Origin of the sequence: Sphingobacterium alkalisoli, from assembly GCF_005049105.1 — a bacterium.
GTDB lineage: Bacteria > Bacteroidota > Bacteroidia > Sphingobacteriales > Sphingobacteriaceae > Sphingobacterium > Sphingobacterium alkalisoli.
Genome location: NZ_SUKA01000009.1, coordinates 103,018 through 115,407, shown reverse-complemented (window position 1 = coordinate 115,407; position 12,390 = coordinate 103,018). Strand labels below are relative to the sequence as shown.

9 protein-coding genes are annotated in these 12,390 nt (G+C 40.5%); 8 read left to right on the top strand and 1 reads right to left on the bottom strand.

The genetic code is table 11. The annotated features are described in order from the left end of the window. Nucleotides 1-3: 3 nt before the first annotated feature. The 3 genes from FAZ19_RS21445 (at nucleotide 4) to FAZ19_RS21435 (ending at nucleotide 5,113) form a co-directional block, all read left to right on the top strand. Nucleotides 4-1,620, top strand: coding sequence for a RagB/SusD family nutrient uptake outer membrane protein (locus FAZ19_RS21445; RefSeq protein ID WP_169305737.1), 1,617 nt, complete (start codon nucleotides 4-6; stop codon nucleotides 1,618-1,620). 59 nt (nucleotides 1,621-1,679) lie between these two features. Then, nucleotides 1,680-4,388: a hypothetical protein gene (locus tag FAZ19_RS21440; RefSeq protein WP_136822818.1), complete on the top strand. Its 2,709-nt coding sequence runs from the start codon at nucleotides 1,680-1,682 to the stop codon at nucleotides 4,386-4,388. Between the two features lie 86 nt (nucleotides 4,389-4,474). Then, nucleotides 4,475-5,113: a GntR family transcriptional regulator gene (locus FAZ19_RS21435; RefSeq protein WP_136822817.1), complete on the top strand. Its 639-nt coding sequence runs from the start codon at nucleotides 4,475-4,477 to the stop codon at nucleotides 5,111-5,113. Between the two features lie 39 nt (nucleotides 5,114-5,152). Here the strand turns inward: FAZ19_RS21435 and FAZ19_RS21430 are convergent, their stop codons facing one another. Next, complete coding sequence (locus tag FAZ19_RS21430) at nucleotides 5,153-5,953, bottom strand: SMP-30/gluconolactonase/LRE family protein (protein ID WP_136822816.1); 801 nt, start codon at nucleotides 5,951-5,953, stop codon at nucleotides 5,153-5,155. A gap of 141 nt (nucleotides 5,954-6,094) precedes the next feature. Between FAZ19_RS21430 and FAZ19_RS21425 the strand changes: the two genes are divergently transcribed. From FAZ19_RS21425 to FAZ19_RS21405, 5 genes are read left to right on the top strand one after another with little or no spacing between them, the layout of a single operon-like run. Continuing rightward, nucleotides 6,095-7,417, top strand: a complete 1,323-nt coding sequence (locus tag FAZ19_RS21425) for an aspartate aminotransferase family protein (protein WP_136822815.1) — start codon at nucleotides 6,095-6,097, stop codon at nucleotides 7,415-7,417. A gap of 53 nt (nucleotides 7,418-7,470) precedes the next feature. Then, nucleotides 7,471-8,649 carry a galactonate dehydratase gene (gene dgoD / locus FAZ19_RS21420; RefSeq protein ID WP_136822814.1) on the top strand — a complete coding sequence of 393 codons (1,179 nt, stop codon included), beginning with the start codon at nucleotides 7,471-7,473 and terminating at the stop codon, nucleotides 8,647-8,649. Nucleotides 8,650-8,664: 15 nt separating this feature from the next. Then, nucleotides 8,665-9,432 (top strand): SDR family NAD(P)-dependent oxidoreductase, encoded by a 768-nt coding sequence (locus FAZ19_RS21415; protein ID WP_136822813.1) that lies wholly within the window; start codon nucleotides 8,665-8,667, stop codon nucleotides 9,430-9,432. Between the two features lie 25 nt (nucleotides 9,433-9,457). Beyond that, complete coding sequence (locus tag FAZ19_RS21410; RefSeq protein ID WP_136822812.1) at nucleotides 9,458-10,828, top strand: neutral/alkaline non-lysosomal ceramidase N-terminal domain-containing protein; 1,371 nt, start codon at nucleotides 9,458-9,460, stop codon at nucleotides 10,826-10,828. After that, nucleotides 10,825-12,390 carry an SLC5 family protein gene (locus FAZ19_RS21405; RefSeq protein ID WP_136822811.1) on the top strand — a complete coding sequence of 522 codons (1,566 nt, stop codon included), beginning with the start codon at nucleotides 10,825-10,827 and terminating at the stop codon, nucleotides 12,388-12,390. Before FAZ19_RS21410 ends, FAZ19_RS21405 begins: the two co-directional genes overlap by 4 nt.

Sequence of the window (12,390 nt, the reverse complement as noted above, 5' to 3'; positions counted from 1 at the left end):
GCCATGATTAATAAGATAAAAAGGGTCATATTATATACGTTTTCGATATATTTATTAGGGTCTTGCAGCGATTTTCTGGATAGAAATTCTTTAGTGGGATTATCGGAAGGTGATTTTTGGAAATCGGAGCAAGATGCTGTAATGGGGGCAAATGCGTTGTACGAGGTCAATCGTGAATTTACCAATAGCATTGTCATGTACGGCATGATGGATGATTTTACTGATATTTCCTATCAGTCTTGGGCGACAGGATTGACTACAGGTTTGTTTCCCGCAAATGCGAGCCTATATTCTAATTCTTGGGGTATTTTTTATAAAGGCATCTATAGGGCTAATACCCTATTGAAATATGTGCCAGATATTCAGATGAGCGATGATGTAAAGGATCGTACATTGGGTGAGGCGAAATTTTTTAGAGGTTATTACTATTTTAAATTGTGGGATTATTTTGGGGCTGTACCATTGTATGAGCAGGCAATGAATGTTGATGAGGCGTATAAAGCGAGAGCTACAGATCAAGAGGTTTACCAGTTTATTGTGGATGATATGACAGACGCTTATGCATTGCTCCCAGATTCGTACGGTCAATCTGATAAAGGAAGGGCTACAAAATGGGCTGCATTGGCTATGCGGGGAAAGGCTCATTTGTGGGCAAAAGAGTATGGTAAAGCCGCGGCAGATTTTAAAGAACTGATGGAAAATAGCGACCGTCAATTGCTAGGGGATTTTTATACATTATTTAGGGCGGCAGGTAATAATAGTAGTGAGATTATTTTCGATGTTCAATATGTTGCTGTTCAAGGGTATGGTATTGCAACAGACCGTAATTATGGTAATGCACGTGGATCGACAACCGGTTCGCAACGTACGCGTCCCACACCTAAGCTAGTGAATGCTTACGAAATGAAAGATGGTACTCCTTTTGATTTTGATAATTTCACGAATGCAAATGGTACTGTGTTTGATCCCAATAACGTAGCGGATTGGAGAGATGAGGCTTCGGTAAGAAGGCTGTTTGAAGACAGGGATCCTAGGATGCATCAAGCTGTTGTAGTTCCATGGTCCACTTTTGTAGGGCAAGATGGACTTGAGTATCTTTATCGTTTCCCTGTGATAACTACGGACCCTTTGGCTTATACACCTGTATGGGCAAATGGAAGCTATGCATGGCGTAAGTTTGTAGAGACGGGGTCGGTTTATACATTACAAGATAACATGCCAATTAATTTTCCGTTAATTAGGTTGGCAGATGTAATGTTGATGTATGCAGAAGCACAGAATGAAGCATTGGGTGCTCCGGACCAAAGGGTATATAATGCCATTGATGCTGTAAGATCGCGGGCAGACATGCCCGGTCTTCCTGAAGGGCTAAGCAAAGATGAAATGAGAGAACGGATAAGGCATGAGCGTATGGTGGAGTTGTGTGGTGAGGGACAGCGTTATTCGGATATTCGCCGTTGGAGAATTGCTCAAGATGTGGTAGATGGTGTCTGGATGACGGAATTTACGGGAGTGAACATTCGACAAAGAGGGTTTCCTGATCATTACTATTTGTGGCCAATACCGCAATCAGAAAGAGAACTTAACCCATTATTAACACAAAATCCAGACTGGGAATAGCTTATTCCCGGTTTAATATATGTATACGATTTTTTTTGATTAAAATTATTACTTACGCAATGGTTAAACGTTACTTGTTCTTGTTTGCTTTTTTATTTTCCATCTTTACGTCTTTTGCACAGCAGCATTATTCGTCGGTTTTCCGTCTTCATAAGGGGGTATTGAATAAAAAAAATATAACAACTAGATCGGTAAAGGGGGAAGAGAAGGGGGTTGGTGTACTTTTACGTAGTAATGTTGAATCGGCACATATGTTTCGGAATGCCGATGTCGAAGTTAGGTTAAAGGTTCCTGAAAGTGGTTGGTACGTCTTGGAGGCGGAGACTTCGGTTGTAGATGCGGAGGCTTTAAAAAGGAATGATCAGACTGGTCGCTTAACGTTATTTGCTACTTTTAAGATAGGCGATCAACGACCTACAAAACGTATTGTGTTTGATAATCACAGAGGAGGAAAGCAGGAGTTAGGAAAGTTTGAAATAAATGCACAGGAAAGTTTAAAAATTTGGTTACCAAAAAATTTGATTTTTTATACAATCACTTTGAAGCCCTACTTGCCTCCTGTAGCTCCTGCTGAAGCTGAAGTATATAAACCATCTGTGGTTCCATCCGATGTTCATCCGCGACTGTGGATGAATCAGGAAACTTATCCGATAATTAAATCAAGGTTAAATGCCGCTGAACATAAGCAAGCCTGGAAAGCTGTTTGTGACGTCGCTGTACAGCCTTATGCGTTGGATATTGATGCCGATAGCGAGATGTTTTATGATGAACACTTAGAAGGAATTATTGAGAAAAAAGCATTTTACTACTTAATGACCAAGGATGAGAAGGTTGGGAAGGAGGTGGTCGGTCTGACGGCTAAATATTTATCTGCCTTGGAGTTTGGTAATGTTTCATATGGTGATATTACACGTGAATTAGGAAGGGCAATTTATACAGGGGCACTGGTCTATGACTGGTGTTATGAACTGATTGATACTGGTTTGAAAAGTAGGTTTAGAAAAGATTTGAAGCGTCTGGTCAGGGATATGGAAATTGGCTGGCCTCCTTTTTATGGTTTAGAAAGCATTATTAATGGGCATGGTAATGAAGCGCAGATCTGTAGAGATATGTTGTCATGGAGCTTGGCGATATATGATGAGGATCCGGAACCTTATAAGTACGTTTCTTATACCATTTTGGAGCAACTGGTGCCCATGCGCAAGTTTGAGTATCAATCACCAAGACACAATCAAGGTATCGATTACGGGGGGTACAGATTTGGCTGGGAGATGCATGCTGTATGGTTGTATTATAGGATGTTAGGTTATTCCGTGTTTGATGATAACATTAAAAATATGTCAGACTACTGGTTATATATGCGAACTCCTGATGGGAAGATGCTGAGAGATGGAGACATGTTTAATGTGAAATATTCTGGTAGTGATGAGTTTTACTGGAAAAATCCGCAAACCATGTTGCTATGTTATGCTTTCTCTGGAGACCGACTTATTAAGGGAGAATTTATGAAACAGGGCGGTTTGCCCAATAATCCGGTTCTGTTCCTGATGTTAAATGATCCAAATTTAAAACCGGATTATCATTTAGATCAACTTCCGTTGACGAAGGATTTTGGTACCGTACTTGGCGCTATGGTAGCTCGTACAGGCTGGGAGGAAGTCAGGAATAGTTCTGATGTGATAGCTGAAATCAAAGGTGGGGGCTATCATTTTGGAAATCATCAACACGCTGATGCTGGTGCTTTGCAAATCTATCATCATGGAAATGTGGTCGGCGATTTAGGGCTGTACTTGTCTTATGGTTCACCTTATGATTTTAATTTTAACAAGAGATCGGTATCACATAGTATGATGTTGCTTCGGGATCCAAGGGAGCCATTGTTGTTTAGGACAAAAACAAATGATGGCGGAACAAGGTTTAGTCAACGTTTTCCTAAAACGGTATACGAGGTCTTGAATGATCCTTGGTTTCATACTGGTTTTGTGCGTTCGTCAACGTATGGACCTGATGCGCTAAAACCAAAATTTAGTTATTTTAATGTAGATTTATCGGCAGCCTATTCCGCTAAGGTTAGTGCATATTCCAAAAGTTTTTTGTTTGTAAATACGGGGTTGGAAGATGTACCTGCTTTTATTGTTCTCTGGGACGATCTGCTTGCTCAGGATTCCGGCTTTGAGAATTTTTGGCAGATAAATACATTGCATAAACCAGTCTACAAAGGTGATGACATGGTTTTGACGTCTTCATTTGATGGGAAATCAGGACAAACTTATGTGAACATGTTGAAGCCTGCTCTAACCGATCGAGAGTTGACGGTGTGGAGTGGAGATTCTTCTACATTTGTATTTGGTGATATGTATACGGTCAAGTCACCGTGGCCAGAGGCTAAAGGAAGTCGGATCTTGATTTCATCTAAAGAAAAAAGTGCTGAAAAGGAGTTTGTAACCGTTTTCCAGATGGTAGAAGATGGTAGAGCGAAACTGCAGGAGAAGTACATAGATAAAGGTCATTATGGTTATTTTGTGATCGGTGATAAAGTAATCGTGTTGTCAAAGCCAAGACAGTTGTTGAATGAAGAAATTATCGTGCAGATTCCAGCCGATAAACGGTACGATGTGATCATAGCGGGGGTAAAGGAAGGATTTTGGAATTTGTACACAAAAGGATCGGAGCTTAGTGAAAATATTTCTGTTTTGAAAGATCGTAATGTCATGTTTTTTGAAGGAAAAAAGGGCGAATTGGTTTTGAAGCCCCAGCGTGTTTATTAAGTTGTCGAAGGGAGCCGTAAGTGAGAACGAATATAAAGTATAATTTCTAACGCAATTATTGTATTTTTGTCAGAAATGTATACAAAATGAAGGAAGATTCGCTAGCATATAAAGTTTATTTAGAGGTGCGAAAAAAGATATTGTCTAATCAATTGGTCGGTGGCGCGAGGTTGGTAGAGAGTAATTGGGCGGACAAGTTGAGCGTAAGTCGTGTCGCGGTTCGAGAAGCATTTATGCGATTGGCTGGAGAGAATCTGGTGGAATTCGGTGAAAAGGGCGGCTGCTTTGTGAAAGGAATGACTATTGGGGATATTCAAGATATCAGGGAGTTGCGCGAGTTGTTGGAGGTTGGGGCTTTAAAGATTTTGTTTGAAAAGAAAAATTTGGCCGTTATTGCTGAATTAGAGTTGATTTGTGATGACTTTAGCGATATGGTTGCTAAAGGTTACTATGGCGGTGCTTGTGAAGCTGACGTGAGATTTCATGAGAAAATCATAGAATCTACAGAAAATCAGAGGCTTATAGTTATTTATAAAAACAGTAATATTCCCTTGTTTCACATGAAATTAGGGGCCGCTATGAGTCATATGGAAGATTATGCAGATACGGATCGTGAGCATAGAAAGATTGTTGAGGCATTAAAGGAAAACAACTGGAAAATAGCGTTCGATATGTTGACCAAACACTTGAATAGAGGAGCACAGGCTGCTTTAGAGTTGGTGTAATTTGGCGGAATGATAAAACACAAAAGGGGTATTGTAGCATTACAATACCCCTTTTGTGTTGATTTTCTTTTGTAATAACGTTCCTTGCTCGGCTTCGGTTATGATAATCCCCATCTTTCCCGTAGGGTCAATAGCACAATTTGTTGCATTTTTTCCAGGTAATAGAATCTCCTCCATTATTTGGCCATATTGATCCACTTTTTTTACGGATGCTCCGCCATATAGTGCGATATATAAATTGTCATCTGCGTCAAAAGCTATTCCGTCGGGCCCTATAGGACCGCCGACATTAATCCATTGTATGCCTTCAGATAAAATATGTTGTAGCGCATTCCATTTAAATTTCCAGATTATATGTGTGCCTGTCTCCGCAATATATAAGGAGTTAAAATCTTTTGAAAAGGCTAGCCCGTTAGGATAAAACATATTGTGTTTAATAATGAGGAGTTTTTTTGTGTTGGTTAGACAGCACACATATCCCGTTCCATCTGTTAGTGTATCTCCGGGACAGGTGAAAATTAAGTTTTCGTGCTCATCAAAAGCAAGGTCATTGGGCATTTTAAGCGGCATGTTGTCTATGGAGGATACGATTGTTTCGATGCGTTCCGTGGACTGATTAAATGTTCTAATGCTGTTTTGTTTTGCGTCACAAAACCAGATTAAATTGTTCTTATCTATTGCTATTCCATTGGGATTGCCATTTGTTTGGTATCTTTTAATCCCTTCGGAGTCAATAGAGATGAGGTTTCCTGCTTCTTTTTCAACTAGCCAAATTCTGCCATTTTTGTCAAACGCAGGGCCTTCAGGAAAGGCAATGTTATCTAAAAGTACGTTAATCATATAAGAATATTGAATTATATTTGTAAATGTATACAAAAAGTATTTATATTAGTATACATAAATTGATAAAATAAGTAATCAGTCTAATGGACTGCTAACGGTGATTCTCTTTAAGTTAATACATATATAAAGTTTATAAAAATGCAAGAACGTGAAAAATCCGCTGGTATATTGCGGGAAAATGAACAATGGATTCCGGGAGGGGTGGTTTCTTTAAATAGAAAGTCTGATCCCAATATTTGTTTTGTCAGAGGTAAGGGAAGTAAAGTGTTTGATATTGATGGAAACGGATATATCGATTATCAGGCTGGGTTTGCAGCTTCATTCTTAGGGCATAATGATGATGACGTTAATGCCGCTGTAGAGGCAACATTAAAAGATCAGCATTTATTGATGGGGGCAGGTCCTACAGCGCTAGAAGGAGAGTTTGCTAAGTTGTTTATTGAATCTGTACCATACGCCGAAAAGCTTCAAATTACGACAACAGGTTCGGAAGCAACATATCATGCGATTCGCATAGCTCGAACAGTGACGAAGAGACGTCATATCATTGTAATGCAGGGAGGATACAATGGATGGCACAACGACGTGGCATGCAATGTAATTAGTACATTGGATGATGTGGGGCCTTATACAAGTCCAGGTGAATACCCTTTTGATTCGTTGAGTGCTGGCGTGCCTAAAGAACACAGTAATCTGGTTCATATAATCAATTACAATGACCTCGAGAGCGTTAAGTATGTAATCGGCAAGTATGATGTGGCCTGTATTCTTTTGGAGCCTATTTTACAAAATATAGGTATGGTTAAGCCTCAAGAGGGATATTTGCAAGGTTTACGCACGTTGGCCGATCAAAATGGTTTCTTGTTGATTTTTGATGAGGTAAAAACTGGGTTTAGGCATGCGTTGGGGGGATATCAGTCTCTGTGTGGGGTTGTGCCAGATTTGTCCACTTTTGGTAAGGCGATAGCCAATGGATATCCCCTGGGGGTGATTGCCGGAAAGCAAAAGTATATGGATTATTTTGTTCATCCAGAGAAGGAAAATCGGGTGATGATTGCAGGAACGTATAATGCTTTTCCATTGACTACGGCGGCGGCCATAGCTACCTTAAAAAAACTACGTTCAGCGGAATATGATGTATATGGTCATGTTGAAAAATTGGGATCAAGGCTAGAATCAGGTTATATGGAAATATTTTCTAAATTAGGAAGATCTTTCTATGTGGCAAGACAAGGGTCAGCTTTTTGTGTGTACTTTATGGATCATGCGCCGGTTAATTATCATGATGTATTGACGAGCCATGACTTCGCCTTAGATGTTAAATATCGCAAACTGTTGATTGAAAATGGGATTTTTAATTTTCCGGCTGCGATCAAACAAGGTAGTATATCTTATGCGCATAGTTTGGAAGATATTGAAATGACGTTGGAGGCGACGGAAAAAGTTGTCAAACTGTTATAACCTCTACTATAATGATCAGATAACTATATATTGAGAGGGAAAAAAATATACGGATGAAAATTACAGCAATAGAAACGTTTGTTTGCCATGCTAGGATGCGGAACTGGATCTTTGTAAAGGTTGTTACCGATCAACCTGGGTTATGGGGGTGGGGTGAAGCAACTTTGGAGTGGCATACGCAAAGTGTCGTTGGCGCAATTAAAGATATATCGCAACTGTTGGTAGGCGAGGATCCCCGAAGAGTAGAATACCTGTGGCAGATGATGTACAGGCAGCATTTTTGGCATGGCAATGGAATCGTAAGAGGTACTGCGATTAGTGGTATTGACATCGCTTTGTGGGATATTGTAGGTAAAATACATGGCGTCCCTTGTCACGAGTTGTGGGGAGGTCGTGTGAGGGATTATATTCGTCTTTATTGTCACTTGGGTGGCGGTAAAATGGAAGATTTTTATGAGACTGCCCCAGGTGATGCAAAGCGCTTTGGTGATTTAGCCTTGAAGGCGGTTGATGAAGGGTTTACAGCGTTTAAATCTATGGCTGTTCCGGAAACAATGTCTTTAGAAGGGTTAAAGCCGATCAAATATGCAGTGGCATGTGTTGCTGCGATGCGTGATGCCGTTGGGGATGATATTGATATTATGGTTGACTGCCATGCTAGACCTAGTCCTCGTATGGGGATGATGTTTGCAAAAGCACTAGAACCCTATAGTTTATATTTCTTTGAAGAGCCCTGTTGGCCAGAGACAATGGAGGATATTGCATTGATTCAGCGTGCTGTTCAAACGCCGATTGCTTCGGGTGAGCGTCTTATTGGGGTGCATGCTTTTAGGGATATGCTTGAAAGGAGGGCTGTAAGTGTAATTCAACCTGATATTACGCATTGCGGGGGCTTGTCGGAGGCTAGAAAAATTGGTGCGCTGGCTGATGCATACCGTGTGTCAATGGCTCCACACAATCCCCAGGGCCCTGTTAGTACAGCTGCATCTATAGAATTGGGATTTGCAACGCCTTCATATATTATCTGTGAAAGTGTTCACAAGGATGTGGAATGGCGCAATGATGTCGTTTCTGAAGGCTTTACGGTACAGGAAAAAGGAAGAATTGTATTGCCAAACTCGAGACCGGGGTTGGGTATTGAAATAAATGAAGAAGAGGTTAAAAAACATCCCTTTCAGCAGGAGGTTCTGCAACGTACATTCTATAAAGATGGTAGTGTAGGAGATTGGTAGGAATAAGTAGTGAATATGCAAGAATACAAAGGAAAGATTGTTCTCATCAGTGGAGGACTGGGAGATATAGCTCTGGCGATAGCTCGAGCCTATTTAGACAATGGCGCTGTCGTGGCATTATCTGACCGATTGACAGCAGAACAAGCTATCACTAAGTTGCAGGATTTTTCATTTTATGTAGATAGGTTGAATTACCAATCGATAGATGTGACCGATGGTATTGCAGTTCAGGGCTGGGTGCAGGGTTTAGCAACCAAGTATGGGAGGATTGACATTTCGATAGTGAATGCTGCGCAAGTGACTTTGAAAAACTTCATCGATTTAAGCTTTGATGAATGGCAATTGGAACAACGGGTTAATGTAGATGGGGCCTTTTTTTTAGCTAGCGCTTCTGCAAAGGTTTTTAAGGAGAGTTTGATAAAAGGAAATATCGTGTTTTTAGGAAGTTGGGCTGCTCATGCAGTCCATGCTCATTTGCCTGCTTATAGTGTGTCGAAGGCAGCTGTACGTATGCTTTGCCAAAGTATGGCATTGGAGTTTGCTCCATTCGGAATACGTATCAACGAGGTAGCGCCCGGATATGTAAATGCGGGTTTGAGTAAAGCTGTGTGGGAAAAATCTCCAGCGAGTCAACAGTCTGCGAAGGCAGCTGTCCCATTGGGGGAAATTATAGAGGTAGAGGATATTGCGAGGCAGGTACTTTGGATTACATCTGAAAACAATAAACACATGACTGGCGCCACTGTTTTAATGGATGGTGGCCTATCTTTAATCAGGCCATAAGAATTGAATAATATTTGAAATAGCTATGGGGTCAATTGTACAAAGTAGTAATGGAGATTGGTCGGGTACATTTGGATATGCTGAGCAAGTTATTACTCCTCCGTTGGGGATTTATTCAAGAAACTGGGGGGCTGCAAAATTTGATGTCGCGACAGATATCCACAGACCTTTATTGTTACAATGTGTGGTGTTTGGCGAGGAAGAAAGAAATCAAAAAGTATTAATTACAGCGGATTTAGGTTGGTGGAAAAATAATGAGGATGAGGAGTTGCTACGCGGTGCTATTCTTTCTCATTTTGGCTTATCTATAGATCAGCTTTTGTTTTGCTTGTCACATACTCATGCGGGACCTAGCATATGTTCTACAGATAGTGATCTGCCGGGTGGAGAGTACATCAAACCTTATCTGGAATTCCTAAAAAATGCAGCGATTTTGAGTATTGAGCGAGCGAGAGCGAATCTATCGGAGGTGACATTGAATTGGTCATTAGGGGTGTGTAATCTCGCTACAAACAGAGATCTACAGGTTGACGAAGAGTTTTTAATCGGTTACAACCCCTCTAAAGATGCGGATCAAACGTTGCTCGTCGGAAAAGTGACGGATTTAAAAGGGAATTTGACTGCTGTGATCTGTAATTATGCGTGCCACCCGACCTCTTTTGCGCATGAAAATACCCTAATCTCCCCTGATTATGTAGGAGCTATGCGGGAATTAATTCAATCTCAAAGAGGGGTACCTACCGTGTTTTTACAGGGAGCTTCCGGAGAGCTGGCTCCAAAAAAGCAGTATGTCAAGGATCCTGAAATAGTAGATGCCAATGGAAGGGAATTGGCCTATGCGGTGTTGGCTACGTTGGAAAAATCAGATCGACCAAATACAGTTTGGGATTTTGAAGGATCTTTGTTGTCTGGGGCTCCTTTAGCGTTGTGGAGGGAGAAAGTAATATCTTCCTCAACAGAATTGCTAGCAAAAGAAATAGATGTAACCGTTCCTTATAAATGCTTGGAGCCGGTCGAAGAGATACAGCAGGAGTATGAGCGGTGTCATGATAGGGTGTTAAAGGATCGATTATGGCGGAAATTAAATACCAGAAAATCCATTGGTGATCGAAAGTTTGCGCAAATCCCCTTGTGGATTTGGAAACTTGGAGATGCTTTTGTCGTTGCGCAACCTAATGAGGCTTACTCGGCTTATCAACGAACTGTCCGAGCCGCTTTTCCGAATCTAAGAATTATTTTTGTCAATATAGCTAATGGTTATATTGGTTATTTGCCTCCTGAGGACCTTTATATACATGATATCTATGCTGTTTGGCAAACACCATACGCAAAAGGAAGTTTAGAAATCCTCATAGAAGAAACGATTAAAGAAATTCAAACATATCTTGATAGATGAAATTAGAGACCATAGACCTGATTATATTCGTTGTTTACATTGTGGGTGTCGTTCTTTTGGGATTGTACGCAGCTAAACGTAGCTCAGATTCCAAAAGAGATTATTTTCTAGCAGGGGATAAGCTTTCTTGGTGGATGATCGGAGGAAGTATTATTGCTGCCAATATTAGTAGTCACCATTTGGTAGGCGCTATGGGGGCAGCTTATAGTCGTGGTTTTGTGGCTGTAACATTAGAATGGGGGGCAATTTTAATAGGTTTTAATGCTTTGTTGTGGATATTTCTTCCTTTTTACTTACGAAATGGTTTTTATACTGTTCCAGAGTATTTAGAAAAAAGATTTGGTAATACAACGCGAATATTGTACGCGATATTGATTATGTTTACTTATGTATTCGTAGAGATTGGTGCAGTTTTGTATTTAGGGGCGCTTTCTTTGCATGCCTTGTTTGATCTGCCGATTGTTTACAGTATTTTAGGAATGGCGATCTTAACGGGTCTATACACCGTTCTCGGTGGGTTGAGAGCAGTTATCTGGACAGAAATGGTTCAGTTAGTTGTTTTGGTTGCCGGTGGGGTTATTCTAACATTCAGCACTATTAATGCTGCCGGGGGGTTTGAAACGGTGATCGAATCTTCTCAGGATTGGAAGATGTTTTATCCAGCTTCTGATCCGGATTTTCCCTGGACGATGTATTTAGGAGGTTTGCTGTGTATTAGTGTTTTTTACTGTGCAACCAACCAATTTATTGTACAAAGGGTATTGGCTGCGAAAAATGAGTGGCATGGCCGCATGGGCGTTATCTTTGGCGACTACCTGAAATTTTTAGTTCCGTTGATTATTATCGTTCCTGCATTGGTTGCACCCAAGATTATACCTAAATTAGATCAGCCTGATCTGTTATTTTCAGTTTTGGTTGAAACATTGTTACCCAAGGGGTTGATTGGCTTGGTAATGGCTGGATTGATATCTGCAATTATGTCGCATGTATCAGGAGCAATAAATTCATGTACAACTATACTAACGGTAGATATTTATACACAATTTATAAATAAGAAAGCAACTGATGAGCAAGCTATTCGGTTTGGAAAACTATCTGGTGTGGCCATAATCTTATTGGGAATTATGAGCGCAATGATATTGATTAGTTATTCGGATAAACCTGTCTTTTTATACTTGATGAATTTGTACGGATTATTTACGCCAGGGATAGCGACGATGTTCTTGATGGGAATTTTTTGGAAGAGAACCACAAAAGAAGGGGCCTTATCCGCAGGATTGTTAACAATTCCTTTATCTTTAATTATGGAGTTTGCTTTTCCTGAGATGCCATTCTTTAACCGAACTGGGATAGTTTTTTGGGCATGTATGATCCTCTGTGTAGGGGTAAGTTTGTTTACTAGACCTGTGAAAGTTGAACTATTGGAGGGATTGATTTGGAATAAAGAGAGCCTTAGCCTGCCAGCGTCAGAAAAGAGCTATTATAAGGGTCTGAAAAATCCGACGTTGTGGTGGTTGATTGTTACAATCATGGTGTTGTATTTTTATGTGAGATATTTTTAA